This is a genomic window from Micromonospora sp. MGP-C2, assembly GCF_057766525.1.
The window spans coordinates 5,444,833-5,471,197 of the sequence record NZ_JBYMEN010000002.1 but is presented as its reverse complement, the minus strand read 5'-3'; the positions used below and the strand labels follow the sequence as shown (position 1 = coordinate 5,471,197).

General features: G+C 70.1%; 24 protein-coding genes. 14 read left to right on the top strand and 10 right to left on the bottom strand.

The annotated features are described in order from the left end of the window. The 8 genes from AC3CF1_RS25220 (at position 1) to AC3CF1_RS25185 (ending at position 10,150) form a co-directional block, all read left to right on the top strand. Positions 1-849, top strand: a complete 849-nt coding sequence (locus AC3CF1_RS25220) for a glycosyltransferase (protein WP_488451414.1) — start codon at positions 1-3, stop codon at positions 847-849. Then, positions 849-1,925 (top strand): glycosyltransferase family 4 protein, encoded by a 1,077-nt coding sequence (locus tag AC3CF1_RS25215; RefSeq protein WP_355160724.1) that lies wholly within the window; start codon positions 849-851, stop codon positions 1,923-1,925. Before AC3CF1_RS25220 ends, AC3CF1_RS25215 begins: the two co-directional genes overlap by 1 nt. A gap of 11 nt (positions 1,926-1,936) precedes the next feature. Continuing rightward, positions 1,937-3,400 (top strand): hypothetical protein, encoded by a 1,464-nt coding sequence (locus AC3CF1_RS25210; protein WP_488451413.1) that lies wholly within the window; start codon positions 1,937-1,939, stop codon positions 3,398-3,400. Beyond that, positions 3,385-4,302: a glycosyltransferase family 2 protein gene (locus tag AC3CF1_RS25205; RefSeq protein ID WP_355160722.1), complete on the top strand. Its 918-nt coding sequence runs from the start codon at positions 3,385-3,387 to the stop codon at positions 4,300-4,302. The genes AC3CF1_RS25210 and AC3CF1_RS25205 overlap by 16 nt, the downstream gene beginning before the upstream one ends. Continuing rightward, positions 4,299-5,165 carry a glycosyltransferase family 2 protein gene (locus AC3CF1_RS25200; protein WP_355160721.1) on the top strand — a complete coding sequence of 289 codons (867 nt, stop codon included), beginning with the start codon at positions 4,299-4,301 and terminating at the stop codon, positions 5,163-5,165. The genes AC3CF1_RS25205 and AC3CF1_RS25200 overlap by 4 nt, the downstream gene beginning before the upstream one ends. 51 nt (positions 5,166-5,216) lie before the next feature. Continuing rightward, entirely contained in the window at positions 5,217-6,431 is a 1,215-nt protein-coding gene (locus AC3CF1_RS25195) for an acyltransferase family protein (protein ID WP_355160720.1), read from the top strand. Positions 6,432-6,468: 37 nt separating this feature from the next. Further along, on the top strand, positions 6,469-8,082 hold the full coding sequence (locus AC3CF1_RS25190) for a hypothetical protein (protein WP_355160719.1): 1,614 nt from the start codon (positions 6,469-6,471) through the stop codon (positions 8,080-8,082). A gap of 100 nt (positions 8,083-8,182) precedes the next feature. Further along, on the top strand, positions 8,183-10,150 hold the full coding sequence (locus AC3CF1_RS25185) for a hypothetical protein (RefSeq protein ID WP_355160718.1): 1,968 nt from the start codon (positions 8,183-8,185) through the stop codon (positions 10,148-10,150). Positions 10,151-10,248: 98 nt separating this feature from the next. Here AC3CF1_RS25185 and AC3CF1_RS25180 read toward each other — a convergent pair whose 3' ends face one another. Together AC3CF1_RS25180 and AC3CF1_RS25175 are read right to left on the bottom strand one after the other, a co-directional pair. After that, positions 10,249-11,403, bottom strand: a complete 1,155-nt coding sequence (locus tag AC3CF1_RS25180; protein ID WP_488451412.1) for a hypothetical protein — start codon at positions 11,401-11,403, stop codon at positions 10,249-10,251. 233 nt (positions 11,404-11,636) lie between these two features. Continuing rightward, a complete protein-coding gene (locus tag AC3CF1_RS25175) occupies positions 11,637-13,106 on the bottom strand; it encodes a hypothetical protein (RefSeq protein WP_355160717.1) in 1,470 nt (489 codons plus the stop codon). Between the two features lie 122 nt (positions 13,107-13,228). On the opposite strand from AC3CF1_RS25175, the gene AC3CF1_RS25170 reads away from it, so the two are divergent. From AC3CF1_RS25170 to hutH, 6 genes are read left to right on the top strand one after another with little or no spacing between them, the layout of a single operon-like run. Further along, positions 13,229-14,077 carry a MurR/RpiR family transcriptional regulator gene (locus AC3CF1_RS25170; protein ID WP_488451411.1) on the top strand — a complete coding sequence of 283 codons (849 nt, stop codon included), beginning with the start codon at positions 13,229-13,231 and terminating at the stop codon, positions 14,075-14,077. 16 nt (positions 14,078-14,093) lie between these two features. Continuing rightward, a complete protein-coding gene (hutU, locus tag AC3CF1_RS25165) occupies positions 14,094-15,752 on the top strand; it encodes a urocanate hydratase (RefSeq protein ID WP_488451410.1) in 1,659 nt (552 codons plus the stop codon). Continuing rightward, positions 15,749-16,951, top strand: coding sequence for an allantoate amidohydrolase (locus AC3CF1_RS25160; protein WP_354981282.1), 1,203 nt, complete (start codon positions 15,749-15,751; stop codon positions 16,949-16,951). The genes hutU and AC3CF1_RS25160 overlap by 4 nt, the downstream gene beginning before the upstream one ends. Further along, positions 16,942-18,309 (top strand): formimidoylglutamate deiminase, encoded by a 1,368-nt coding sequence (locus AC3CF1_RS25155; protein ID WP_488451409.1) that lies wholly within the window; start codon positions 16,942-16,944, stop codon positions 18,307-18,309. Before AC3CF1_RS25160 ends, AC3CF1_RS25155 begins: the two co-directional genes overlap by 10 nt. Next, positions 18,306-19,502, top strand: a complete 1,197-nt coding sequence (gene hutI, locus AC3CF1_RS25150) for an imidazolonepropionase (protein ID WP_488451408.1) — start codon at positions 18,306-18,308, stop codon at positions 19,500-19,502. Before AC3CF1_RS25155 ends, hutI begins: the two co-directional genes overlap by 4 nt. Next, positions 19,499-21,037 carry a histidine ammonia-lyase gene (gene hutH, locus AC3CF1_RS25145; protein ID WP_354981285.1) on the top strand — a complete coding sequence of 513 codons (1,539 nt, stop codon included), beginning with the start codon at positions 19,499-19,501 and terminating at the stop codon, positions 21,035-21,037. The genes hutI and hutH overlap by 4 nt, the downstream gene beginning before the upstream one ends. 93 nt (positions 21,038-21,130) lie before the next feature. Here hutH and rdgB read toward each other — a convergent pair whose 3' ends face one another. From rdgB to clpS, 8 genes are all read right to left on the bottom strand, one after another. Next, positions 21,131-21,748 (bottom strand): RdgB/HAM1 family non-canonical purine NTP pyrophosphatase, encoded by a 618-nt coding sequence (gene rdgB, locus AC3CF1_RS25140; protein ID WP_088946439.1) that lies wholly within the window; start codon positions 21,746-21,748, stop codon positions 21,131-21,133. Between the two features lie 52 nt (positions 21,749-21,800). Continuing rightward, on the bottom strand, positions 21,801-22,526 hold the full coding sequence (gene rph, locus AC3CF1_RS25135) for a ribonuclease PH (protein WP_099850933.1): 726 nt from the start codon (positions 22,524-22,526) through the stop codon (positions 21,801-21,803). Positions 22,527-22,592: 66 nt separating this feature from the next. Then, a complete protein-coding gene (locus tag AC3CF1_RS25130; RefSeq protein WP_488451407.1) occupies positions 22,593-23,336 on the bottom strand; it encodes an MBL fold metallo-hydrolase in 744 nt (247 codons plus the stop codon). Between the two features lie 224 nt (positions 23,337-23,560). Next, complete coding sequence (locus AC3CF1_RS25125; RefSeq protein ID WP_488451406.1) at positions 23,561-24,526, bottom strand: PLP-dependent cysteine synthase family protein; 966 nt, start codon at positions 24,524-24,526, stop codon at positions 23,561-23,563. 11 nt (positions 24,527-24,537) lie between these two features. Then, positions 24,538-24,900, bottom strand: a complete 363-nt coding sequence (locus tag AC3CF1_RS25120) for a MoaD family protein (protein WP_354981286.1) — start codon at positions 24,898-24,900, stop codon at positions 24,538-24,540. Between the two features lie 65 nt (positions 24,901-24,965). Further along, the gene (locus AC3CF1_RS25115) at positions 24,966-25,454 is read right to left on the bottom strand and encodes a M67 family metallopeptidase (RefSeq protein ID WP_088951494.1); all 489 of its coding nucleotides are present in this window, start codon (positions 25,452-25,454) and stop codon (positions 24,966-24,968) included. Between the two features lie 52 nt (positions 25,455-25,506). Next, entirely contained in the window at positions 25,507-26,007 is a 501-nt protein-coding gene (locus AC3CF1_RS25110) for a DUF2017 domain-containing protein (RefSeq protein WP_354981287.1), read from the bottom strand. After that, positions 26,004-26,294, bottom strand: a complete 291-nt coding sequence (gene clpS / locus AC3CF1_RS25105; RefSeq protein ID WP_088946433.1) for an ATP-dependent Clp protease adapter ClpS — start codon at positions 26,292-26,294, stop codon at positions 26,004-26,006. The genes AC3CF1_RS25110 and clpS overlap by 4 nt, the downstream gene beginning before the upstream one ends. Between the last annotated feature and the right edge of the window lie 71 nt (positions 26,295-26,365).

The window sequence follows — 26,365 nt, the reverse complement described above, 5'->3', positions numbered from 1 at the left end:
ATGGATGTCTCGATTGTTGTCCTCGCCTGGGAGGACTTTGAGCGCACCCGCGCCTGTGTCCTGTCGCTGCCGGCGGAGGCAGAGATCGTTGTCGTCGACAACGGCAGCTCGTTGCACATCCAGGAATCGCTGAGCGAGTTCTGCGCCCAGCAGGGCGTTCAGTACGTCCAGTCCGGCTCCAACCTGGGATACGCGCGAGGAATGAACCTCGGCGTGCGGCACACGAGCCGGTCGAACGTGATCCTCTCCAACAACGACATCATCGTGCACGCCGATGCAGTGACCCGTCTGCTGACAGCCCTGCAGGACCCGACCGTGGGCGCGGCATTCCCGGGCGTGGTCACGCCTTCCGGGGTGTCGCAGACCGAGGGTGGGCGGTTCCTGGGCCTGGGTGTCGGGTTCGCGCACGCCACCGGGCTGAGCCTCGTGCTGCCGAACCTGCGGATCGTCGCGCCGCCGGAGAAGGCGGACTGGCTGACCGGACCCTTCGTCGCCATGCGCCGGAGCACCTTCGACGCCATCGGCGGGGTCGACGAGACCTCGTTCTTCTACTCGGAGGACATGCGGCTCTGCTGGGCCGTCCGTCAGCAGGGCCTGCGGCTGGCGTACGTGCCGGAGGCCGTGATCATGCATGAGGACGACGCGACCGCCAAGCGACGCTGGTCCGAGGAGGAGATCTCCCAGCGCCGCACCCGGGAGTTCATCCGGGCGAGCCGGACGATGGGTGGCCGGCGCGGCCGCATCGCCACGACGGCGTACGTGGGCGGGGTGCTCCTGCGCGCGGCGGTGGGGCGAAACGCGGTTCGCCGGGCCATCGCGCGCGGCGCTGTCGAGGGGCTGCGTGCCTGATGAAGGTGTTGTTCGTCTGCACGACGGGCGGCTCAGGCCGACGGCAACTCGGTGGCGCCGAACGCATCCTGACGGAGATCATCCCGGCTCACGCGCGCACGGGCGTCGACGTCATCGCCGCCACCTCGGACGACGAGGTGGGTCATGCGCTGCGTGAGGCCGGAGTGCCGTGGATCGGGCTCAGCGCGACCAGCCGGGTCGACCTCGGCTATGCCCGGGAGATCCGCCGCCTCGTCAACGAGGTGCAGCCGGACGTGGTCTGCGCCCATCTGCTGTCCGCGGCGATGCACTCCCGGGCAGCGCTGAGCATGGAACGCAGGCGGACCCCACTCGTCGTCACCCTGCACAACAGCCTCTGGCAGTACCGGGACACGGCCGGGTCGTTCCAGCAGAAGGCGCTCATCCAGTCCAACATCACGCTGGACCTCGCCATGCGTCGCGCCCGTCCACACGCGACGGTGGCGGTGTCCGAGTTCGAGGCCGCCGAACTGCGCGAGCGTGGCGGTGTCAAGAACATCCACCTGATCCCCAACCCGCTGCCCGTCACCTGGCCCAGCCCGAAGCCGCACACCCCACAGCCGGGCCGCCGGCCGGTGGTCGGCTATCTCGGCCGGCTGGAGAAGGAGAAGGGGGTTGATCTGCTGTCCGAGATCGCCGCTCTCCTCCCGGAGTTGGACTTCAAGGTCGCCGGTGCCGGCACGCTGCCGATCGCCCCCCAGCCGAACCTCGACCTCGTCGGCCGGGTCGTCGCGGCGGACTTCCTCCAGGGGATCGACTGCCTCGTGGTGCCGTCCCGGGTCGAGTCGTTCGGCCTTAGCGCGCTGGAGGCGTTGTCCCTGGGCGTACCCGTGGTGCACACCGGCGCCGGCGGCCTCGCCGAGGTCACCCGGCACGCGACCGGCACCCTGGCGTTCCAGGCGGACCTCGCGCCAGCCGCGCTCGCCGACGCCATCCGGCAGGCCGTCGGCCGCCGAGCCGTCGACGAGGCCCAGCGGGTGGCCGAGTGGTACGCCCAGGAGTACGCCTTCGACCGGTGTGTCCAGCGGTGGCAGAGTCTGTACAGGTCGCTCCTGTGACCGCAGCGACGATGAACACCAGATCCAACCGCTACTGGGCCGCAGTGCCGTGGGTGGCAGCGGTCGCCGTCGTCGTGGGGGTCTTCCTCTGGGACACCGAGTTCGGCGTCGCCGCCGCGTTCCTCGCAATGGCGGCCCTTCTCTTCCGCGCTCACACGTGGCTCGCCATCTGCACGGCCGCCTGGGGCTTCGTCTTCCTCGCCGTCCTCACCATTCCGGGGCCATACGACTCTCCGGCCGGTCGCGCCGCCGTGCCGATCCTGGGCATCTATGCGACCTGGTTCCTCGCCGCCTGGTATCTCGGCCGTCGGCTCGCGGCCAGAAAGAGCCGCTCCGAACAGTCGACGGCGAACGCGGAGACGGTCGTCATGCCGACGGCGAACGCGCCGACCGTCGTCATGCCGGCCGTGACGGCCCGTCCGCCCACGGACCGCGCCGGTGTCGAGTCGACACGTGCGGAACTGCGCTGGCCCGCCGAGAGTCGGCTCCGGGTCTTCGTGCTCTTCCTGCTCCTGCTCGCTCTCATCGGCGCTGCGCTGAAGTTCCGCGGCGACGTTCCGCCGCTGTTCGCCGACAATCCGGACGCCGCCCGTGAGGCGGTGCGACTGCGTTCCAACATTGTCACCGGGCTGTTCTCGGAGTTCTGGGGGATCGGCCTGGCGGTCTCGCTGCTCCGGGCGCTCACCGGCAGGAGCGAGGGACGGTGGGCCTACGTCGTCTTCGTCGTCATCTTCGCCTTCGGCGCGGCTCTGGGCGCGAGCAAGAACTCTGTACTGCTGGGAATCGTGCCCCCGCTGGTAGCCGCGCTATCGGTTCGTCGGTCGGCGACCATCAGCCCGAAGAACCGGCTACGGGTGTCGCTCGTGGTGGTCGTGATCGGCGCCGTCGCGGTGGGAGCGGCCGTCTTCCTGGGTGGCCAACGGACGCTGGCCGGCACCGGCCAGTTCGAGGACCAGTTCCGAGCGCAGTACGGCGCCAGCCCGCTGTATGCCAGCGTCGGGTCGCTGGACCTGTCGCTGAGCAGCTCCGTCGAGACCTTCGGTCGGTTGTGGCAGGTACGCGAGCAGCACCCACCCACCTGGGGGCGTTACTCGTTGACCTTCACCGGCTCGGTGGGAGATCGCCTGTTCGGCTCTGCAGACCTGTACGCCATCACCGCCGGCCTCAGCAAGCCGTTCTACATGAACACCGCGACGTTCGTAGCCATACCGTTGCTCGATTTCGGGCCGATCGGCGCCGTGATCTTCCTCGGGCTGCTGGGCCTCAGCGTGGGGGTCATCGACCGTCGGCTCGCGTCCACCTGGAGCCCCGCGCATCATCTGACCCGGGCGTTCGTCATCTACTTCGCGACCTTCGGCGTCTACGAGCTCTATCCCGTCGTCCAACCGTTCTGGCTGGCGCTGGCTCCGGGCCTCGTTGCCCTGTACCTACTGAGCAAACCGATGAGGTGGATCCCAGCGTGGATGAAACGCTGACAATCGTCACCGTTCTCTACCGTTCGAGCGACATGTTGACCCAGACGCTGCCGACCTGGGTCCGCAGCGCGGAGGGTCTTCCGGTGCGGTTCATCTTCGCCGACAACTGGCCAGAGGACGGCTGCGAGAAGGTCGTCGCCGGTTGGCTCGCCGACGAGCGGTACGACTACCTCCCCGACTCGTCGAACCCGGGCTTCGCGGCGGGCTGCAATCGCGCGGTGGCCGCCGCGAGGACGAGCCACGTGCTGCTGCTCAACCCCGACGTGTGGCTCCCCGAGGACGCGCTGGCGCGCATCTGCGCCGCCATCGCCGAGGACCCGGGCACGCCGATCGCGGTCGGTCTGGCCATGCACGGCGGGGAGTACATCGGCATCGACGTCAATCCGGTCTCGCTCTTCATCGACCGGACCGCCACCGCGGCGCGGGGGCCGCTCGGTCCGTCGGGCGGCGCCGCCGTCTTCCCGACCGAACTGTTCCATCGCTTCGGCGGGTTCTACGAGCACCTCTTCGCCTGGGGCGAGGATGCCGACCTGGCGTACCGGCTCTACGCGTCGGGAATGCGCACCCGCGCGCTCGATGTCATCCTGCCCCACGCGGGTGGGCACAGCGTCGAGGGCGACAACAAGCTCCAGGGCTTCCGGGCCTTCCTCCTGGCCCGCAACCGTCTTCTCGTCGCGGCCCGCGTCTTCACCTGGCCGCTGATGCTCGTCGCGATGCCGGTGCTGGCCCTGGCGCACCTCGCACTCGCCGCCCGGCGTGTCCGCCAAGGCCTGCTGTGGCCGTTCCTCCGGGGAGTCGGACGTGGTCTGGTGGAGAGTCCGGCTGCACGGCGCCAGTGGAACGGCAGGCGGTTCGGTTTCGCATCCCTCTACAGCTACCTGACAGTTCGGAGAGCCCGATGACAGCACACCAGTGGAGCGTCGTCACGGTCACCTACAACTCCGCAGACACCCTGCGCCGGTGTTGGGCCGGCGCGGCCAAGCCGTACGAGTGGATCGTGGTGGACAACTGCTCCGCCGACGACTCCGCCGCCGTCGCCGAAGAGCTGGGCGCCCGCGTGATCCGGCTGCCGGAGAACGTCGGCTTCTCCAGGGCCAACAACATCGGGGTGCGGGAGGCCGCCGGGGAGTACGTCCTGTTCGCCAACCCGGACCTCGAGATTCAGCCCGACGGGTTCGTCGCGTTGCAGCAACACCTCGACACGCACGGCGGCCTGGTCGCTCCTCAACTACTCGCCACCGACGGGGACGCCCAGCCCAACGGCAGGGGCTTCCCCTACGCCACGGCCAAGCTGGGCAACCGGAAGATCTGGCCGTTGTCCCGGATGCACGCGGGTTACCGGGTGATGGCGAACCCAGGCGAAGCCGTCTATGTGGCCTGGGTCATGGGCGCGGCTGTCGCCGCCCGTACTGCGGATTTCATCGCATTCGGCGGTTGGAACGAGCGGTTCTTCCTCTACTACGAGGACCATGAGCTCGGGCTGCGGGCGTGGCGGCACGATCTGCCCGTGGCCCTGCTCGGTGACGTCCGCTGGACCCACCACTGGGCACGTGCGACGAATTCGTTCCAGTGGTCCCGCGCTCACACGCTCGAACTGCAGAGCGCCAGGACGTTCTTCGGAATGTTCCCCGAGTTCCTGATCGGACTGCCCCTGGCCTCGCGGCGCAACCGGCAGGCGGCACGGCTGATCGGCTCGTCGGTGCCGACCCAACGGGTTCCGGGCGAGCCAGTGCCATCGCCGGCCAGCTCCACGGGAACCAGGTAACTCAGGCGGCCTTCCTTGCTTCCCTTCCTCCCAGGCCTGGTGCGACGGTCGATGATGTCGCAGCCGTTCGCCGAGGTCTACGACAGGCGCGCGAACAGCTTCGGTGCTCTTCGGCTGGCGTTCGCGCTCGCCGTGGTGTTGTCCCATTCGGCCGCACTCGGCTTCGGTCGTCCGCTCATGCAGCGCGTCGATCTGGGTGCCGTCGCGGTGGCCGGGTTCTTCACCATCTCCGGGTTCCTGATCGCCCGTTCCGCTCGGCGCACCTCGGTTCCTCGCTTCCTGTGGCACCGCGCACTGCGGATCTGGCCCGGCCTGTGGGTCTGTCTCCTCTTCACCGCCGGGGTTGTCGCGCCCGTGCTCTTCTTCGAGCGGCACGGCACCATCACGGGCCTGTGGTGGAGCCCCAACGGCGTGTTCGACTATCTGCGACAGAACTGGTGGGGGGGCCTCCGCCAGTTCGGGATCGCCGACCTGCTGCAGGGTGACACGCCGTACTGGCGGTGGCAGGGCGGAAATACGATCAACGGGTCATTGTGGACTCTCGCCTACGAGATCTTCTGTTACCTGCTGGTCGCCACCCTGTCCGCCCTGACCCTCCTGCGCCGGCAACTCCGCTGGCTTCCGCTGCTCGCGATGCTCGCTGTCTTCGGTGTGCTCTGCTGGAACCAATTCCGTCACGGCAACGCGGAACAGGGCATCTGGCTGACGGGGGAGATCGGGCCGCTGCCGATGCTCGGCGCGCTCCGGAAAGACTCCCTGCTCTGGTACGGCTTCATGTTCCTCGCCGGCGGGGCCGCCGAGCTGTACAGCGACCGCCTACTGATTAACGACCTGCTCGGTGTACTCGCGATCGTGGTCTCCGGCTGGCTCGCCGTGCATGGGTCGTTCTTCGGCCCGGCGCTGCTCGCCTACGCGTACGTCGTCCTCTGGCTCGCCGTACGGCTGCCGAAGGTGCTGCACCGGGTCGGGGCCGCCAACGACTACTCGTACGGGGTCTACATCTACTCGTTCGTCGTACAACAGGTCATGGCGAAGGCCGGTGTGCAGGCGCTCGGCCTGGTCGGCTTTTTCGTTGCCAGCACCCTGGTCAGCGCGGGACTCGCGATGGTCTCCTGGCATCTGGTGGAGAGGCCGGCGCTGCGCCTGAAGAACTGGACGCCGCGCAGACCGCGCGAACCATCCGATGAGACGACGGCAGGCGGCAGTGCTCCTGCAACCGTATCGACGGCGAGCGTCACCGCATCAAGCTCCTGGCACCACGCGTAGCACTCGTATGGTCCGCACTTCCAGGATGGGAGGCATCGTGGTCGCACAGCTCATGAGCAGGAACGTGGGCGATCGCGCCATGGTGCCGGCTCCGGTGGAACGTCGCCGACCGACGCGCACGGACTGGACCGTCGTCGTCCTTCTGCTCGCCGCCGTCCCGGTTGTCCACGACATCGGCACGATGCTCACTGCGCCGTACTGGCTCGACGAGGCATGGGTGGCGCTCTCCGTACGGATGCCGCTCGCTGATTTGCCGGTGGCGACGTCGTCGACTCCGATCGGCTGGAGCCTCCTCCTGCGGTTGGTCCCGGACTCCGATGACCTGCGGGTGGTTCCGCTCGCGTTTCACGTGCTTTCGGTCGGCGTGGCGTACGCGCTCGGTCGTCTGCCGCATTGGCCGACCCGTCAACTGGGGATCGTGGCGGGCACCGTCGCTGGAGCGGCGGTCCTGCTCCTCCCCGCCCAGCAGGTCCGCCACGACCTCAAGCAGTACTCCGCCGATGCCGCCGTCACGGTGGGCATGCTCGCGCTCACCGCATGGACCGAGCGGACCTGGTCACGCAGGCGACTCGGGGTGCTGGTGGCCGCGGTCTGCGTCGGAATGCTGTTCAGCCACGTCACCGCCATCATCACCCCGGGTGTGTTCGGCGGGATGTTCCTGGTCAACCTCGTTCGGCGTCGCTGGGCGCGACTCCTGGACGTGGCCGTCGCCGGGTTCATCGCGACCTGGCTCGCGGCGGCCGTCTACGTCGTCTTCTCGGCACGGGCCCGGTCTGACGAGATGCGAGAGTTCTGGGCAGCCGCCTTTCCACAGCCGCATGAGTTGCCCGGCTACCTCGCCGAACGGCTTGACAACCTGGCGCCCGTCCTCGGCGCGCCAGTGCTGTTCATCAGCGGCCTTGCCGTCGCTGGCATCATGACCCTCGCATGGTCACGTCGCCCCGCAACCGCCATCGCCGTGAGTTCGCTGCCGGCGACGGTGATCGTTCTGGGAGTCAACGAGGTGTATCCACTCCTGGACCCGCGTACCTCACACTTCCTCGTCGTCACGGCGGTGGCGATGGCGGGCATCGGCCTTGTTGGCGCGGCGACTTTGGCAGTGGGGCTCGTCAGCCGCGCACTGCACCGCAGCCTGCCCACCGCCGTGACAGCGACGATCTGCGCGGTCCTGCTCGGCGCGTTCGCGATTCACAACGGCGCTTGGTACCGGTTTGACGGACACGAGCCCGGGCTTGAACGCACCCCGGTCACCATGATGGATGTGCGATCAGCGACCGAGTACGTGAACAACCACCGATCCCGCAATGACGTCGTCATTCTCAACCCTACGGCGTGGTACGGCTTTGCGTTCTATTCCAAACGCGATCCGATCGACATGATCACGCCCTACAACAACACCGTCGGCTGGTGGGTCGCGATGCCTTCCCGGTCGGACGTGATCATGGTCCCTGGACTGGACGCATCAGGTATCCGACTCGGCGTCGAGCGCGGACTCGAGTTGGCCGCGCAGCGCGGTGGTGCACGCATCTGGCTGATTCGGTCCTTCGTCGGCCTTGAGGAGGCCGAAGCTTGGCGGTCGGTGCTCGCCGACTATCGCGTCGAACAAGTCACCGACGGCATCGAGCCAGTCGTCCTGATCAGCGAGGGATGACAATCCCGCAGGACGAGCTGCATGAAGGCCCGGGCCAAACGGCCACGCTGAAGCCGCGATCAAATGTGATCCAACAAATGTCAATACACGGACGGACCGGATGCAAGAAACCGAGCGGGAAAGCCGCGGATCCGCGGTGGACACAGAACCAACCTCAGTCACAAGCGAAGCCTCAAATGAGAAGATCACGTCAGAGACAGCCACCCCGATCAAGGCTCGGGTCGAAACGCGATGCAAAGAGCTGGCCGCACGACTGCCAGGGATCGCCGCGTTCCTGTGGCTCGGCCTGACCGTCCTGATCGCAGGCGTTCCATCAACCCTGATACCTTCGCCGGGTTTTGACCCGAGTTGGCAGGCGGGCATCGGCTTCGCGGTATCGGACGACCTGCGCTTCGGGAAAGACATCGTCTTCAACTATGGGCCGTGGGGGTTCCTCGACTGGCCGCAGCATGTGAGTCGACCGCAGGCCGCGCTGGGTTTCGTATTTGGGATGACAGCGGTTCTCGCCCTCTACTGGGTCATCTACCTCTGCGTCCGACCCCGGTGGTCTGCCGGAATCGCTGGCGCGATCGCTTTCGCGGTGACCGTGGCCAGCGCCCCGGCCGGGCCGGGCGGCAGGCTCGTCTACGCCGGCCTGCTGGTGGCCCTGCTGACGCTTCACGACAGGTTCACCAGGCGGATCGACACCTGGCGGGACACCGTGCCCGCTGTGGTCCTCACCGCCGTGGGGACCCTCCTGCTTCAGGTCAAGTTCTCCGAAGGCGTGGTACTCCTGGCTCTAGCCGGTCTCGTTGCGGTGAGCGTCGCCTCGGTGAGGAACCTCATCAGGGGTGTCGGACTTTCTCTGGCAACGTTCGTGGTGACGTTCCTGGCACTCTGGCTGGGCGCTGGGCAGCGCATCACGGACATCGTGCCGTGGGTGCGCGGTTCGCAGGAGATCTCCAGTGGCTACCAGGAAGCCCTCGCCATCGAGCAGGGCGAGTTCGCCTTCGGCTACCTCACCGCCGGGGTCCTCGCACTCCTCGTCGGGTTCCTGGCGTTGCGCATGGCTGTCCGCCACAGGACGGTCGCAACAGCTGGAATCGTCGTGGTCTCGGCCGTCATGCTCGCGTTCGGATTCAAACACGGGTTCACCCGCCACGACCCGGCCCACGAAGTCTCGTTCTTCCTGGCAGCGGGCTTCCTGCTCGTCGGCTTCGCCACCTGGGTGGGACGTCCGGCGGTTGTGTTGGCGGCCGCGGGAGCGGCGTTCCTCATGGCACCCTCCAGCCTCGCGAACTACGATCCCTTCCTGGCACGCAACCAGTGGCGGACGGGCACTGAGCTGCTCATCAACAACGACTTCCGCCTGACCTCTGTAGAGGCCGGCAGGGCGCGGGCCCGCGACACCTATCAACTGCCCGAGAGCATCGTCAGCGAACTACGCGGTCGACCAGTCCACGTCGACCCGATGGAACTGACGTTGCCCTGGACCTACTCGTTGGACTGGCGCCCGGTCCCGGTCTTCCAGACGTTCTCGGCGTACACGCCGTACCTCGACGAGCTCAACGCCGAGGCGCTCATCGAGGCGCCCGACGACCAGGTCGTGCTCCACGAGGCCACGGTCGGCATCGACAGCCGCAACATCCGCTGGGACACGCCCCGCTACCTGCTCGCGCTGGCCTGCAACTACCGCGTCGGCACCCAAGCCGACCGTTGGACGGTCCTGCACCACGGCCAGAACCGCTGCTCCGCGCCGGAGACAACGGTTCCGCAGCCGGTGACGGCGGGCACGCCCGTCCCGGTGCCGCAGGTCGGGACGGGCGAGATGCTCGTCGCACGCTACCGGCCCGAGCCGAGCTCGATGCTGGCGTCGCTGGTGCACCTCGGTCTGAAGGACTGGTCACCGATCGAGGTCGGCGCCGACGGCCAGACCTTCCGACTGCCCGAGGCGCTGAGCGACGGCCCGCTGCTGGTCTCGCTCCCCGCCGAGCTGGCTTGGCACGCCCCCTTCGACGCCTTCCACTACCGCCAGCTCACCTTCAACCGCGCCGGCACCATCGAGTTCCAGGTTCTCAAGGTGCAGTGACCGGATGACGAAGGCCTCCGACCGGTGGAAACCGCTCCACCAGCCGGAGGCCTTCGTCGTATGACGGCCGTTACCGGACGGCGCCACCTGGTCCTCGCTCAGCTACCGCGACGCCACAGATCGCGCAGCGCATCCCAGTTGCCCGCGAGGCTCTCCTTGCAGAGCGCCTCGATGTAGGTGACGCCATTCGTGTCGTCGCGATCCCACCAGAGACCGCACAGCGTCTTGCCGTCGGCCATGTTGACCGCGTACTCGACGTAGCTGCCCTCGGCTCCGGACTTGTTGCCGTTCGTGCGAGTCGCGTGACGCAGCCCTGGTGCCAGCGTCCCGGCGGCGAGGTTCAGCTGCAGGCGGTAAGCGCGTGCCGCATCCTTCTCCTTCTTCGTTGGATAGACCACGAAGTGCAGGAAGGCGTTGCCGTAGCGGCAGAAGACGTGCTGATCCTCCTCGGCCGGCAGTTTCGGGGCGCCCGGCTCGTCGTAGGCCTCGCAGCCGCTGGCCTGCGCCAGCCAGGGATCGGCCAACGGTTCCAACTCACTGTTGAAGAACTTGGTCTTGTTGACGGACAACTGCGTCGCCTCGTACGGCGGCAGGGTCGCCGCAGTCGACGTCTGCGGCTTTGCGTCATTGCCGCTGCGGCCCACAAAAAACCCAGCGGTGCCAGCGACCAGGGTGAGCACCACCGCACCCGTGACCAGGCCCCACTTGGATCGTCTCGGTTTCCGAGCCACCGGGGCGATCCGGCGGCCCCCGGAGGTGGGGAACGGATCGCCGAGAGGGACCGTTGCCGCGCTGGCGGAAGACGCAGGCGACTGCGGGGTTGCCGACACCGGCTGGGGTGACGCCGACACGGGCTGCCCCGAGACCGGCGTCACCTGCACCGCCCACGGAAGCTGCGGCACGCCGGACACCGGTTGCGGTGTCTGGGAGAGCGACGTCGGCGGGCCGCTGACCTGCTGCGGCACGCCGGACACCGGCGGCGCCGACGTGGGCGGCGCTGAAACCGGCAGGTCGGGCACCGGCTGGTAGTCCATTCCTAGGCTCTGGAAGAGCCGCTGCGGCGCGTTCCCCTGCTCGGCCCCGTAGGCCACCCAGGGGTGGGCGGCCGAGAGGTCAGCGGCCGCGTACTGGTGACCCCCGTCGGCCTGCGCCAGCGCGTTGGCGGCGGTGCTGAAAGCCTCGCGCCAGCGCTGGTCGGACGCGGCGACGCCGTCCAACACGGCCACGGTGGCGAACTGCCCCTGCCCGTCCACCGCCGCCCAGGCTTTGCCGACCTGACAGGCGCCCAACAAATGGGTGTACCTGTACGTGCTATCCGGCTGCATGCCACTCCTCCGCTCATTCGCCGTGCGGATCCTACCGAGCAGGTGCCATGTGAGCGGCCCGCCGGTCGTCCGTTCGACAGCTGGGTTGACGCGTCGGTCCTGAGTGCCGAGTCAACCCGCTGAGGTTGCCGAGCTGGCCGGGGTCTTCCTGCTGACCCGCTCTACCCCTTCTGGGTCAGGTACTCGCAGGTGAGCGGCACGACCCAGGAAGAAGGACTGATGCCGACGAGAATCTCCGCCTTACCGGTCGCACACTCCTGCTCGGCAACGCCGAGATTCTGCTGCCACGTTGGGCCATCGAGTCGCACCGTCCCGATTGTGGATTGCCACTGGTAACTGATGCCGAAGAGAATTATCGCCGCCACGGCGATGCGTACCGCCGTCAGCACGTGCCGCACCTGAGATCGGGGAGCCCGTGCCAGGCCCACAAGCACGGCCGTGAACAGGAACAGACATGGCGCCACGCTGTAGCGCTGCACGGAGATGACGGTGTTCGGCTGGTCGATGCGAAGCAGATCTTCCCAGTTCATGTACAGCTGCGCGCCGATGGATGCGGCGGCAAGAAGCAGGCTCGCGCTCCCCAGGAACCTCCGGGCCCAGCTCCCATAGAGGAGACCGTACCCGGCGATAGCCAGAGCAATGACAGCGGCGAGCACCGCCGGCCAGGCATAGAAGCGCGAATACAGCTCAAGCGCGTCCGGGTAGAGGTCTGCAGTCAATTCTGGCCCGGTGAACATCACCAGTGGCACGCGGGCCGCGGCGGCAGCCAGACCCTGCATCACATCGAACGGTTCACGCTCTCGCGTCGTGGTCGATCCCAGCAGCGGCACGATCTGCATCGCCAAGCCGACAATGAAGGCGAGCGCCGGCACTCGATCACGTCGCCGAGGCAGGGCAAGTCGTGCGGCGGCTAACGGAACGAGCAGCATGCCCAGGGGGCTCGTCGTCACGGCGAGCAGGAGCGCAACGGCACTGAGCCCGTTCTGCCAGCGCGTGGTCGGCCGCCAGAGCAGGGCCCAGAAGGCGCCGAAGATGACGAACCAGTGGAGATTGGCAAGGTTGTTCAGGCCCTCGCTGTTCCCGGACGGAAGCAGGATGACCGCAGCGGCCAGGACAGCTCGCAGTTTGCGGGACGGAAGGTGCCCGGCGGCTGCGGTGAAGACCAGCAACGCAACCGCCGCACGCACCACCGCTGCCGCAATCGCCACCCCTGCGGCCCACCAGCCGATCGGCAGCTGGACGGCCAACTCGGCGGAGAGTCTGGGAAGCACGTGCAGGTAGCCGGCGTACGGCTCGACGACCACCAGCGGGAAATTCTTGGTCGCCGCCCCGCCGAGGAATATCCGACCGTCCTCTGCCCAGACATGGGTCAGGTGAGTTCGGCCCTGCGGAATCACCAAAAGGTAGGTCACCGCGAGCAGGAAGGCCGCGAGGTATCCGAGGACGGTCCTGCGGTCGGTCGCCGGCGGTGTGAGCGTGCGGGGAAAGACGTTGTCCGCCAGCCACCGTTGCCAGGCCAGCCCACTCAGCCAGCCATTCCGCGCAGGCCCCGGCGGGGAGCCGAGTTCGGGAGGTGACTCCGGAGCTGAAGTGTCGTCGTGGATGGTCGCAAAGTGCTGGCTCTGTTCCACGCTTGTCACGACACTGCCTCCGCTGATCCCCCGCGCCGGACGGGCAGTATTGCATAGGACGGACCGGCCAATTGACCGGCGCAGACCTTGCCTTTGAAAGTTTTCATGCATAGAGTCGCGCCGTGAATGAAGACGGTGCGGGGTCGACCGACCACCTGCTCGACCTCTTCCACGGCGTACGACTTACACCGACCCAGCGCCGCATAGCGCACTGCCTGGTGCAGCACGCCGGAGCGGCGGCCTACCTGTCCGCGGCGGAAGTCGCCGAGTTGGCCGGGGTCAGCCAGCCGTCGGTGACCCGCTTCGCGATGGCGCTCGGTTACGACGGCTACCCCGCCCTCCGCCGTCGGCTGCGGACATCGGGGGCCACCGACGACAGTCACACCGACGAAGCCGACAACGAACTCCAGCAGGCGGTACGCGCGGAGATGGGAAACCTGGACCGGCTGGCCGCTCAGCTCGCCGACCGGGACCGGATCGCCGAGACCGGGCGACTGCTCGCCGAGAGTCGGCCGCTGCCGGTGCTCGGCCTACGCGCCGCGGCGCCACTTGCCGCGTACTTCGCCTACTTCGCGGCCAAGGTGCACCCGGACGTACGGGTGCTCGACGACGGCGGCAGCCTGCTCACCGACCGGCTGGAGCAGGCGGCCGAGGCAGGTGCGTCCGCCGTGCTCGCCTTCGTGCTGCCCCGCTACCCCCGGGAGACCCTGGACGCGCTGCGCGATGCCCGCGCCGCCGGGTTGACCGTGGTGGCGATCACCGACTCACCGGTCAGCCCGGCCACCGAGCACGCCCACGTGGTGCTGCCCGCCGCTGTTGGCGCGCAGCTCGTGTTCGACCTGCACACCGCCCCGATGACCCTGGCCATGGTGCTGTTGCAGGCGATCTGCGACGCCGCGCCGGCCGACACCCAGCGCCGACTGGAGGCGTTCGAAGCCTCCGCGGCCCGCCGACAGTTGTTCCTCGGTTGACCGGAGGAGATCAGAGATGACCCAGCCCATTCGTGCCGCACGGGGCAGCCAGCTCACCACCCGCGGGTGGCAGCAGGAGGGCGCCCTGCGGATGTTGATGAACAACCTCGACCCCGAGGTGGCCGAACGCCCCGACGATCTGGTGGTCTACGGCGGCACCGGCAAGGCGGCGCGGGACTGGCCGTCGTACCACGCGTTGGTCCGTACGCTGACCGACCTGCGTGAGGACGAGACGATGCTGGTGCAGTCGGGTCGCCCGGTCGGGGTGATGCGTACGCACGAGTGGGCACCCCGGGTGCTGCTGGCCAACTCGAACCTGGTGGGCGACTGGGCGACCTGGCCGGAGTTCCGCCGGCTGGAGCAGTTGGGCTTGACCATGTACGGGCAGATGACCGCCGGTTCGTGGATCTACATCGGCACCCAGGGCATCCTCCAGGGCACCTACGAGACGTTCTCGGCGGTGGCCGCCAAGCGGTTCAACAGCACTCTCGCGGGGACGCTGACGCTGACCGCCGGCTGCGGTGGGATGGGCGGCGCGCAGCCCCTCGCGGTCACCATGAACGGCGGCGTCTGCCTGATCGTGGACGTGGACCGCACCCGGCTCGACCGTCGGGTGCACGACCGCTACCTGGACGAGGTCGCCGACTCCCTGGACGACGCGGTCGCGCGGGTCCTCGCCGCGAAGCGGGATCGCCGGGCACTGAGCGTCGGCGTGGTCGGCAACGCCGCCGAGGTCTTCCCGGAGCTGCTCACCCGTGGCGTCGAGATCGACATCGTGACCGACCAGACCAGCGCGCACGACCCGCTGGCGTACCTGCCGGTGGGGGTGGACCTGGCCGAGGCCCGGGACTACGCCGCGGAAAAGCCGGCCGAGTTCACCGACCGGGCCCGGGCGTCGATGGCGAAGCACGTCGAGGCGATGGTCGGCTTCCTCGACGCCGGGGCCGAGGTGTTCGACTACGGCAACTCGATCCGCGGTGAGGCACAGCTCGGTGGCTACCAGCGCGCCTTCGACTTCCCCGGGTTCGTGCCCGCGTACATCCGGCCGTTGTTCTGTGAGGGCAAGGGGCCGTTCCGGTGGGCGGCGCTCTCCGGCGACCCGGCCGACATCGCCGCCACCGACCGGGCGATCCTGGAGCTGTTCCCGGAGAACGAGTCGCTGGCCCGTTGGATCAAGCTGGCCGGCGAGCGGGTCGCCTTCCAGGGCCTGCCGGCCCGGATCTGCTGGCTCGGTCAGGGCGAGCGGGACAAGGCGGGTGTGCGGTTCAACGACATGGTCGCCTCCGGCGAGCTGTCCGCGCCGGTCGTGATCGGCCGGGACCACCTGGACACCGGCAGCGTGGCCAGCCCGTACCGGGAGACCGAGGGCATGGCCGACGGCTCCGACGCGATCGCCGACTGGCCGCTGCTGAACGCCCTGGTCAACACCGCCAGCGGCGCCTCGTGGGTGTCGATTCACCACGGCGGTGGGGTGGGCATCGGCCGGTCGATCCACGCCGGGCAGGTCTGCGTGGCCGACGGCACCGCCCTGGCCGGCCAGAAGATCGAGCGGGTGCTCACCAACGACCCGGCGATGGGCGTCATCCGGCACGTCGACGCCGGCTACGAGAGCGCCCGCCAGGTCGCCGACCGCACCGGGGTCCGGGTGCCGATGACGGAAGGCGGACCGGCATGAGCGACGACCTTGCTGCCCGGTTCCGGGAGTTGTGGGACGAGATCGCGCCGGTCGGGCGGGACGCCGACAGCGGCGGCTACCTGCGGTACGCGTTGACCGCCCCGGAGATCGAGCTGCGCGGCTGGTTCCGCGCGCAGGCGGAGCAACGCGCCATGCCGGTCACCGAGGACGGCAACGGCAACCTCTTCGCCCACTGGGGTGACCCGGAGGGCGAGGATGCCGTGCTCACCGGCAGCCACTTCGACTCGGTGCCGCACGGCGGGGCGTACGACGGGCCGCTCGGCATCGTCAGCGCGTTCCTCGCAGTGGACGAGCTGCGCGCCGCCGGGGTGACCCCGGACCGGCCACTGGTGCTGGCGGCGTTCGTGGAGGAGGAGGGTGCGCGCTTCGGCGTACCGTGCCTGGGGTCGCGGCTGCTCACCGGGGCGCTGCCGCCAGAGCGCGCGGCCGGCCTGCGCGACGCGGCCGGGGTGAGCTTCGCCGAGGCGCTCGGCGACAAACCGGCGGGCGCCCGCCCGGAGTTGCTGGGCCGGTTCGGCGCCTTCGTGGAGTTGCACGTCGAGCAGGGCCGCGCGCTCGTCGACACCGACGCGCCGGTCGCGGTGGCCAGCGCGATCTGGCCGCACGGCCGGTGGCGCTTCGACGTCGACGGCGAGGGCAACCACGCGGGCACCACCCGGATGGTCGACCGCCGCGACCCGATGCTGACGTACGCGTTCACGGTGCTGGCGGCCAACAAGGAGGCCCGGCTGCGGGGCGCGCACGCAACAGTGGGTCGGGTCTCCGTCGAACCCAACGCCACCAACGCCATCCCGTCGAGGGTGACCGGTTGGCTGGACGCCCGGGCCGCCGACCCGCAGACCCTCGCCGGCCTGGTGGAGGCGGTGCGCGGCAAGCTGGCCGAGCGGGCGCGGCGCGACGGTACGGCGGTGACGGTCACCGAGGAGTCGGCGACCCCGCTGGTCGCCTTCGACGGCGGGCTGGCGCAACGGCTGGCCGCGCTGCTCGACGCGCCGGTGCTGCCCACCGGTGCGGGGCACGACGCGGGTGTGCTCGCCGGGCACCTGCCCACCGCGATGCTCTTCGTGCGCAACCCGACCGGGGTGTCGCACTCCCCCGCCGAGGCGGCCACCGACGACGACTGTGCCGCCGGGGTCCTGGCGCTGGCTCGGGTGTTGAAGGAGCTGACATGCCGGTGACACCGACCCGCTGGCTCGCTGAGTACGCCTGGCTGCCCGAGCACGCCGAACCCACCCCCGACGTGCTGATCGAGGTCGAGGACGGCCGGATCAGCGCGGTGACGCCACTGACGCCCGAGAGTCAGCCACCGGCCGGGGTCGAGGTGCACGCCGACGCGGTGCCGCTGCCCGGCCTGACCCTGCCCGGCCTGTCCAACGTGCACTCGCACGCCTTCCACCGGGCGCTGCGCGGGCGCACCCACGGCGGTCGGGGCGACTTCTGGACCTGGCGGGACCAGATGTACGCGGTGGCGGACCGCCTGGACCCCGACACCTACCTCGCCCTGGCCCGTGCGGTCTACGCCGAGATGGCGCTGGCCGGGATCACCTGTGTGGGCGAGTTCCACTACCTGCACCACCGGCCAGACGGCGGCGCATACGACGACCCGAACGAGATGGGCGCTGCGCTGGTCGAGGCCGCCGCGCACGCCGGGATCCGGCTGACCCTGCTGGACGCCTGCTACCTGACCTCCAGCGTGGACGGTCAGGCGCTCGCCGGCCCGCAGCGCCGGTTCGGCGACGGCGACGCGGCCCGCTGGGCGCAACGGGCAACGGCGTTCCAGCCGACGGACTCCCACGTCCGGGTCGGCGCGGCCGTGCACTCGGTGCGGGCCGTCCCGGCCGACCAGCTCCGCACGGTCGCCGACTGGGCCCGGGAACGGCGGGCACCTCTGCACGTGCACCTCTCCGAGCAGCCCGCCGAGAACGACGAGTGCCGAGCCGTGCACGGGCGCTCGCCCACCGCGCTGCTCGCCGAGCACGGTGTGCTCGGGCCGGACACCACCGCCGTGCACGCCACCCACCCGACCAGCGCCGACCTGACACTGCTCGGCGACAGCCGGAGCGGGGTGTGCCTCTGCCCGACCACCGAGCGGGACCTCGCCGACGGCATCGGCCCGGCCCGCCTGATGGCCGACGCGGGGGTCCGGCTGAGCCTGGGCAGCGACAGTCACGCGGTGGTCGACCTGTTCGAGGAGGCCCGGGCGGTGGAGCTGGACGAGCGGCTGCGGACCCGCCGACGCGGCCACTTCGCGCCCGTCGACCTGCTGACGGCCGCCACGTCCGCCGGGCACGCCGCGCTGGGCTGGGCCGACGCCGGGAGGATCGCCGTCGGCGCCCGCGCCGACCTGGTGACGGTACGGCTGGACACCGCCCGCACCGCCGGGGTGCCGCCGGTGGGTGTGTTCTTCGCGGCCTCCGCGGCGGACGTCGAACAGGTCGTCGTCGACGGTCGGGTGGTGGTGGCCGACGGCCGGCACCTGAGCGTGGACGTGCCGGCCGAGCTGTCGGCGTCGATCGAGGCGGTCACGCCCTCATGAGCAGCATGCTGGTCGACAACATCGGGGAGCTGGTCACCAACGGTGCCGGTGAGGGCCCGCTGGGCATTCGCCGGGACGCGGCAGTGCTGGTCGAGGAGGGCCGGGTGGTCTGGGTCGGGCCGTCCGCGTACGCACCGGCGGCTGACCGGCGACTCGACGCCGGCGGGGCGGCCGTGCTGCCCGGCTTCGTGGACAGCCACGCCCACCTGGTCTTCGCCGGGGATCGCGCTGCCGAGTTCGCCGCCCGGATGGCCGGTGAGCCCTACACCGGCGGCGGCATCCGGACCACTGTCGGAGCGACCCGGGCCGCCACCGACGACGAGCTGCGGGCCACCGTGCGCCGGCTGCGCGGGGAGGCGCTGCGCCAGGGCACCACGACCATGGAGATCAAGAGTGGGTACGGGCTGACCGTCGCCGACGAGGCCCGCTCGTTGCGGATCGCCGCCGAGTTCACCGAGGACACCACCTATCTCGGCGCGCACGTGGTCCCCGCCGAGTACGCCGGCCGCCCGGACGACTACGTGGGGCTGGTCTGCGGGCCGATGCTGGCCGCCGCCGCGCCGCACGCCAAGTGGATCGACGTGTTCTGCGAGCGGGGTGCCTTCGACGTGGACCACGCCCGGGCGATCCTGGCCTGCGGGCAGGCCGTCGGGCTCGGTGTGCGGGTGCACGCCAACCAGCTCGGCCCCGGACCGGGCGTGCAGCTCGGCGTGGAGCTGGGCGCGGCCAGCGTGGACCACTGCACCTACCTGTCCGACGCCGACGTAGACGCGCTCGCGTCCTCCCTGGTCGACTGCATGTGCCATGAGGGTCCGCACACCAGCACCGTCGCGACCCTGCTTCCCGGCGCGGAGTTCTCCACCCGCTCGCCGTACCCGGACGCCCGCCGGCTGCTCGACGCCGGTGTCACAGTGGCGCTGGCGACGGACTGCAACCCCGGCTCCTCGTACACCTCGTCGATGGCGTTCTGTGTGGCCCTGGCGGTCCGCGAGATGCGGATGACCCCGGCGGAGGCGGTCTGGGCCGCGACCGCCGGTGGTGCGCGGGCGCTGCGCCGCGACGACATCGGTGTCCTCACCCCCGGCGCGCGGGCCGACCTCGTGGTCCTGGACGCGCCGTCCTACCTGCACCTGGCCTACCGGCCCGGTGTCCCCCTGATCCGCCAGGTAATGCGCAACGGAGTAACGCCATGACGACCGTGACCATCCAACCCACTGGAATCTCCGCCGACGACGTTCTCGCGGTGGCCCGCGGCAGCGCCACGATCGTCCTCGACCCGGCAACCATCGACGCCATGGCGACCAGTCGGGCCATCGTGGACGGAATCGAGTCGTCCGGCCGTCCCGTCTACGGGGTCTCCACCGGGTTCGGGGCGCTGGCCAACACCTTCATCGCCCCCGAGCGGCGGGCCGAGCTGCAACACGCGCTGATCCGGTCGCACGCCGCCGGGGTGGGTGCCCCGATGCCGCGCGAGGTGGTCCGGGCCATGATGGTGCTGCGGGTCCGGTCGCTCGCCCTCGGCCGCTCCGGGGTCCGGCCGCTGGTCGCCGAGGCCCTGGTCGACCTGCTCAACCACGACATCACCCCGTGGGTGCCGGAGCACGGCTCGCTGGGCGCCTCCGGTGACCTGGCGCCGCTGGCGCACTGCGCGCTGGTGCTGCTCGGTGAGGGCTGGGTCCTCGGCCCGTCCGGCGAGCGGCAGGACGCGGCCGACGCGCTGACCGCCGCCGGGCTCAAGCCGATCGAGCTGGCAGCGAAGGAGGGGCTGGCGCTGATCAACGGCACCGACGGCATGCTCGGCATGTTGCTGCTGGCCATCCACGACGCGGCGCACCTGTTCGCCATGGCCGACGTGACGGCCGCGCTGGCCATCGAGGCGATGCTCGGCTCCGAGCGACCGTTCCTGCCCGAGCTGCACGCCATCCGGCCGCACCCCGGCCAGGCCGCGTCGGCGGCGAACATCCACCGACTGTTGCAGGACTCCCGGGTGATGGACTCGCACCGCGACGACCTGGCGCACGCCGTGCAGGACGCGTACTCGATGCGGTGTGCCCCGCAGGTGGCCGGCGCGGCCCGCGACACCCTGGACTTCGTCCGCACTGTCGCGGGTCGGGAGCTGGTGTCCGTTGTGGACAACCCGGTGGTGCTGCCGGACGGGCGGGTCGAGTCGACAGGTAACTTCCACGGCGCGCCGCTCGGCTTCGCCGCGGACTTCCTGGCCATCGCCGCGGCCGAGGTGGGCGCGATCGCCGAGCGTCGGGTGGACCGGCTGCTCGACGTCACCCGTTCCCGGGAACTGCCGGCGTTCCTCTCCCCCGACGCCGGGGTCAACTCCGGGCTGATGATCGCCCAGTACACGGCGGCGGGGATCGTCGCCGAGAACCGTCGGCTGGCCGCCCCTGCCTCGGTGGACTCCCTGCCCACCAGCGGCATGCAGGAGGACCACGTCTCGATGGGCTGGGCCGCGGCCAAGAAGCTGCGCACCGTGCTGGACAATCTCACCAGCCTGCTCGCGGTGGAGCTGCTGGCCGGCGTACGCGGCCTGCAACTGCGCGCCCCGCTGGAGCCGTCAGCGGCCGGGCGGGCGGCCGTCGCGGCGCTCGGCCCGGCTGCCGGCGAGCCCGGCCCGGACGTGTTCCTCGCCCCGGTGATGGAGGCGGCCCGCGCCGTCGTCGCCGGGCCGGAGTTGCGCGCCGCCATCGAACGGGAGGTCGGCCCGCTGGGCTGACCTCCGCCGGGTCGCTGTCGTCCGCCGCGGGTCAGGCGGCGGACGGCAGCACCTCGCGCCCGTCAGGCGGCGGGCGGCAGGACCTCGCGCCCGTCAGTTGGCGGGCGGCAGGACCTTCGCGATCAGCTTGGCCAGCTCGCGCAGCGCCTTGCCGCGGTGGCTGATCGCGTCCTTCTCCGCCGGGGTCAGCTCCGCGTTGGTCCGGTCCTGTCCGTCGCCCAGGAAGATCGGGTCGTAGCCGAACCCACCATCACCGCGCGGGGCACGCAGCACCCGCCCGGACTGCCGGCCGTCGACCAGGTGCTCCTTGCCGCCGGGCAGCACCAACGCCACGGTGCAGACGAACGACGCCGCCCGCTGCTCGTCCGGCACATCGCCGATCTGGTCCAGCACCAGCTGAAGGTTGGCCTGGTCGTCGCCGTGTCGGCCGGACCAGCGGGCGCTGAACACCCCCGGCATCCCGTTGAGCGCGTCGACCGCGAGGCCGGAGTCGTCGGCGATCGTCGGGAGTCCGGTCTGCCGGCACCCCTCCCGCGCCTTGATCAGCGCGTTCTCGCCGAAGGTAAGACCGGTCTCCGGCAGCTCCGCGTACTGCTCGACGTCGTCCAGCCCGAGCAGGGCGATCCGGTGCGCGCCGAGCGCGCCGTCCAGGATCCGCTGAAGCTCCACCAGCTTCTTGCGGTTACGGGTGGCGAGCAGGACCTTGTTCATGCTGAGACACCTCTGTTCGCGACTGCGGGGCTCGCAAGCTCACTCCTCACGCTCACCCGAGTGCCTTCCGCTGGGCTTCGGCCAACTCGGCGCAGCCGGCGACGGCCAGGTCGAGCAGGCTGTCGAGCTGGTCGCGGGCGAACACGCCCGCCTCACCGGTGCCCTGCACCTCGACGAAGTCGCCCGCGCCGGTGCACACCACGTTCATGTCCACCTCGGCGGCGACGTCCTCCTCGTAGCAGAGGTCGAGCCGCGCCTCGCCGGCGATGATGCCCACGCTGACCGCAGCCACCGACCGGTGCATCACCTTCTCCGGCTTACCCGCCAACGACTTCCGGGCGGCCAGCCAGCCCACCGCGTCGTGCAGCGCGACGTACGCGCCGGTGATCGCCGCCGTGCGGGTGCCGCCGTCGGCCTGGAGCACGTCGCAGTCCAGCACGATCGAGTTCTCGCCGAGAGCCTTGAGGTCGATGCTGGCCCGCAGGCTGCGGCCGATCAGCCGGGAGATCTCGTGGGTGCGACCACCGACCCGGCCCTTGACGCTCTCCCGGTCGGAGCGGGTGTTGGTGGCCCGCGGCAGCATCGCGTACTCGGCGGTCACCCAGCCGAGCCCGGAGCCCTTGCGCCAGCGGGGCACCCCCTCGGTGACGCTCGCCGTGCAGAGCACCCGGGTGCCACCGAACTCGACGAGCACCGAGCCCTCCGGATGGGTGCTCCAGCCTCGGGTCAGGGTCACCGGTCGGAGTTGAGAGGGCCCTCGCCCGTCAGGTCGCGCCATACCTGCACCCTATGCGGTGCGACGGTCCACCTCCGCCGGGGTGTCCCGCCGGCAAGGCGCGGGAGGTCAGACGTCGTAACTCGCGCCGGGCCGGACCACGTCGATCGGTCCGGTGTACGCGGCGGCGGCCGACTCCAACGTGTGCGCCTCGCTGCCCCAGGCCGCAACCAGGTGGGTGAGCAGCAGCCGACCCACAGCGGCCTTGGCCGCCGTCTCGCCGGCCTCCCGGCCGGTCAGGTGCAGATCCGGTGGGTTGTCCACCCCGTCGAGATAGCTGGCCTCACAGAGGAAGACGTCGGCGTTCTGGGCCAGCCGCAGCAACGCGTCGCAGGACGCCGTGTCCGACGAGTAGCACAGGGACCGACCGTCGTGCTCCAGCCGCACCCCGTACGTCTCCACCGGGTGGTTGACCCGGTCGACGGTGACAGTGAACGGGCCGATCGGGAAGGTGCCCGGCTGAAGGGCGTAGAACTGGTACACGTCCTCCACGGTGCCCTCGTCGCCGTAGGCGGCACTGAGCCGGTCCGGTGCGCCGGAGGGCGCGTACACCGGAAGCGCCGGGTAGGGGCCGTCCGGGGCGTACCGGCGGACCACCACGTACGTCACGGCGTCGAGGATGTGGTCACAGTGCAGGTGGGTCAGCAGGATCGCGTCCGGGGCGTGCAGCCCGGCGTATCGCTGGAGGCTGGACAGCGACCCGGAGCCGAAGTCGACCAGGAGCCGGAAACCGTCGGCCTCGACGAGGTAGGCCGAGCACGGTGACTCCGGGCCGGGAAAGCTGCCGGCGCAGCCGAGGACGGTCAGTCGCATCGAGTTGTCTCGCTGTCACTGTCAGTAGCATCCGTGGCGGCCGTCGCCCCAGCCATGATCTCTACCGACGCGTGCGTCACGCTGCGCAGCCTACGCCGGGGTGCCCGGCGGCAAGAATGATCCAACCGAAGTTGTCACGAACGTGACACCTGCTCACGGTGCCGTGGACAAGGCACGGGCCGCCGACGCGAATCGGCGGCCCGTGCCCGGGAAGACCACGTCGGTCAGGCCCAGAGCTGCCCCTCCAGGGCGTCCTCGGCATCCGACAGCGTGCCCCCGTACGCGCCGGTGGACAGGTACTTCCATCCGCCGTCGCAGACCACGAAAGCCACGTCGGCGCGCCGGCCGTCGCGGACCGCCTCGTGCGCCACCGCGAGCGCGGCGTGCAGGATGGCCCCGGTGGAGAACCCGGCGAAGATGCCCTCGACCTCCACGAGCTGCCGGGTACGCAGCACCGCGTCCCGGGTGCCGACCGAGAACCGCCGGGAGAGCACCGAGGCGTCGTACAGCTCCGGCACGTACCCCTCGTCGATGTTGCGCAGGCCGTAGACCAGCTCGCCGTACCTCGGCTCGGCGGCCACGACCTGAATGCCGTCGACCTTCTCCCGCAGGTAGCGCCCGGTGCCCATCAGCGTGCCGGTGGTGCCCAGCCCAGCCACGAAGTGCGTGATGGTGGGCAGGTCGTGCAGCAGCTCCGGCCCGGTCGTCTCGTAGTGCGCCCGAGCGTTGGCCTCATTGCCGTACTGGTAGAGCATCACCCAGTCGGGGTGCTCGGCGGCGACCTGCTTGGCGGTGGCGACCGCCTGGTTGGAACCACCCGCCGCCGGCGAGAAGATGATCTCGGCGCCGTACATCCGGAGCAGTTGGACCCGCTCCGTGGAGACGTTCTCGGGCATCACGCAGACGAGTCGGTAACCGCGCAGCTTGGCCACCATCGCCAACGAGATGCCGGTGTTGCCACTGGTCGGTTCGAGGATGGTGTCACCCGTCCGGAGCCGGCCGGCCTCCTCCGCCGCACGGACCATGAACAGCGCCGCGCGATCCTTGATGCTGCCGGTCGGGTTCCGATCCTCCAGCTTGGCCCAGAGCCGCACCGGCGGCGCCCCGTCGGGCACCGTCGGCGAGAGCCGGGGCAAGCCGACGAGCGGCGTACCCCCGCAGGCGTCCAGCAGACTGTCGTACCGCGCCATGGCGGACGACCTCAGCGAGCCGCGACGGCGCTGTGCGAACTGATCGCCGCAGCGGCGGCGCTGTGCGAGCTGATCGCCGCAGCGGCGGCGAAGCCGAACGCGCCGCCGGCCACGGCCGGCAGGATGGTCACGCTGTCGCCGTCGGAGAGCTTGGCGTCCAGCGCACCGAGGAAGCGGACGTCCTCGTCGTTGACGTAGACGTTGACGAAGCGGTGCAACGTGCCGGTCTCGGTGATCAGCCGGCCGCGCAGACCGCCGTGGCGGGAGTCCAGGTCGGTGAGCAGATCGGCGAGGGTGTCGCCGCTGCCGTCGACGACCTTGGCGCCGCCGGTGTAGCTGCGCAGGATGGTGGGGATGCGAACCTCAATGGCCATGATGTCGAGCTCCTCGATCGGGTGTGCCTACGGTGACGGGACGAACGGGTGCGGGCGCTGACGGGTCAGCGGTCGGAACACTCGTAGTCGACCGTCGCCGGGCTCTGCCCGAACATGTAGGACTGGACCGCATGCGGGTCGACGCCCGCCTCCACGACCTGGACCGGCTCCTCGGCCACCACACCGTCGACGATCCGGAAGGACCGGATCTCCTCCGAGTCGGGCTCACGGGTCGAGACGAGCAGGTAGTGCGCGCCCGGCTCGCCTGCGAAGGAGACATCCGTCCGTGACGGGTATGCCTCGGTGGCGGTGTGCGAGTGGTAGATGATCACGGGCTCCTCGTCCCGGTCGTCCATCTCCCGCCACACCCGCAGGTGCTCCATCGAGTCGAACTCGTAGAAGGTCATCGACCGCGCGGCATTGTCCATCGGGATGTGCCGGGTGGGGGTGTCGCTGCCGACGGGACCAGCGACGACGCCGCACGCCTCGTCGGGGTGGTCCCGCCGCGCGTGGGCGACGATCGCGTCGATGATCGACCGGTCGATGCTCAGCACGAGCACCAGCCTAACGCCTGATGAGCACGGGCCGAAGTGGTGCCGGTCACGCTCAGTCGATCAAGGCGTTGAGCAGCGACTCCTGCAAATATCCGAGGTACGCGTAGACCGACAGTTGGAACACCCTGCTGGAGCCCGGATCGTCGGCGACCGCGTCGTCCAGCTCCTCGCCCAGGTCCGTGCCGTCCTTGATCTCCAGCCGGACGCCCATCGCGAGCCGGGCGTCGTTCAACGCCCGCAGCCACGCCTCGGCCGCCTCGGCGTCCAGCCGCACCTCACCGCCGGCCTCGTCGGAAAGCGCGGCGAGGATCGCCCCGGCCTGATCGATCTTCGCGGTCTTCAGGTCGCCCTCGGTGTAGCGGCGGAACTCGGCGGTGCCGGGGGCGTCCTTGGGATAGACCGCCGGGAAGAGCCGACCGACGACCGGGTCGGTGTGGTCGAAGCCATCGGTCAGCAGGCCGACCACCTCGGAGGCGACCTTGCGCAACACCCGCACCTCGTCGACGGCGAAGGTGGCGACATAGCGGCCGGACTGGCGACGGAACATGCTCATGATCTGTCCACCGTCGCCCACAGCCCGTACGCGTGCAGCTGCGACGCGTCGTGCTCCATCCGCTCCCGGGCACCGGTGGAGACCACGGCCCGGCCCTTGTGGTGCACGTCCAGCATCAGCTGCTCGGCCCTCTCCCGGCTGTAGCCGAAAAGCTTCTGGAAGACCCAGGTCACGTACGTCATCAGATTGACCGGGTCGTCCCACACGATCGTCACCCACTGCCGGTCGGACGCCGGCACCTCGTCAGTGTCCGGCGTCTCGACCGGTGCAACCTGCGGAGCCGCCATGCCCCCCATCGTGCCACCGGTTTCCCGGAACCGAGGAACCGGAACGCCGGCCCGGCGTGGATCGCCCAGCC

What these genes read in the sequence shown, in the direction of transcription:
- AC3CF1_RS25195 (WP_355160720.1), top strand. Translation starts at nt 5,217, where the DNA reads ATGATGTCGCAGCCGTTCGCCGAGGTCTACGACAGGCGCGCGAACAGC.
- hutH (WP_354981285.1), top strand. Translation starts at nt 19,499, where the DNA reads ATGACGACCGTGACCATCCAACCCACTGGAATCTCCGCCGACGACGTT.
- hutI (WP_488451408.1), top strand. Translation starts at nt 18,306, where the DNA reads ATGAGCAGCATGCTGGTCGACAACATCGGGGAGCTGGTCACCAACGGT.
- AC3CF1_RS25155 (WP_488451409.1), top strand. Translation starts at nt 16,942, where the DNA reads ATGCCGGTGACACCGACCCGCTGGCTCGCTGAGTACGCCTGGCTGCCC.
- AC3CF1_RS25160 (WP_354981282.1), top strand. Translation starts at nt 15,749, where the DNA reads ATGAGCGACGACCTTGCTGCCCGGTTCCGGGAGTTGTGGGACGAGATC.
- AC3CF1_RS25220 (WP_488451414.1), top strand. Translation starts at nt 1, where the DNA reads ATGGATGTCTCGATTGTTGTCCTCGCCTGGGAGGACTTTGAGCGCACC.
- AC3CF1_RS25130 (WP_488451407.1), bottom strand. Translation starts at nt 23,336, where the DNA reads ATGCGACTGACCGTCCTCGGCTGCGCCGGCAGCTTTCCCGGCCCGGAG.
- hutU (WP_488451410.1), top strand. Translation starts at nt 14,094, where the DNA reads ATGACCCAGCCCATTCGTGCCGCACGGGGCAGCCAGCTCACCACCCGC.
- AC3CF1_RS25200 (WP_355160721.1), top strand. Translation starts at nt 4,299, where the DNA reads ATGACAGCACACCAGTGGAGCGTCGTCACGGTCACCTACAACTCCGCA.
- AC3CF1_RS25110 (WP_354981287.1), bottom strand. Translation starts at nt 26,007, where the DNA reads ATGAGCATGTTCCGTCGCCAGTCCGGCCGCTATGTCGCCACCTTCGCC.
- rph (WP_099850933.1), bottom strand. Translation starts at nt 22,526, where the DNA reads ATGGCGCGACCTGACGGGCGAGGGCCCTCTCAACTCCGACCGGTGACC.
- AC3CF1_RS25215 (WP_355160724.1), top strand. Translation starts at nt 849, where the DNA reads ATGAAGGTGTTGTTCGTCTGCACGACGGGCGGCTCAGGCCGACGGCAA.
- AC3CF1_RS25185 (WP_355160718.1), top strand. Translation starts at nt 8,183, where the DNA reads ATGCAAGAAACCGAGCGGGAAAGCCGCGGATCCGCGGTGGACACAGAA.
- clpS (WP_088946433.1), bottom strand. Translation starts at nt 26,294, where the DNA reads ATGGCGGCTCCGCAGGTTGCACCGGTCGAGACGCCGGACACTGACGAG.
- AC3CF1_RS25120 (WP_354981286.1), bottom strand. Translation starts at nt 24,900, where the DNA reads ATGGCCATTGAGGTTCGCATCCCCACCATCCTGCGCAGCTACACCGGC.
- AC3CF1_RS25210 (WP_488451413.1), top strand. Translation starts at nt 1,937, where the DNA reads ATGAACACCAGATCCAACCGCTACTGGGCCGCAGTGCCGTGGGTGGCA.
- AC3CF1_RS25125 (WP_488451406.1), bottom strand. Translation starts at nt 24,526, where the DNA reads ATGGCGCGGTACGACAGTCTGCTGGACGCCTGCGGGGGTACGCCGCTC.
- rdgB (WP_088946439.1), bottom strand. Translation starts at nt 21,748, where the DNA reads ATGAACAAGGTCCTGCTCGCCACCCGTAACCGCAAGAAGCTGGTGGAG.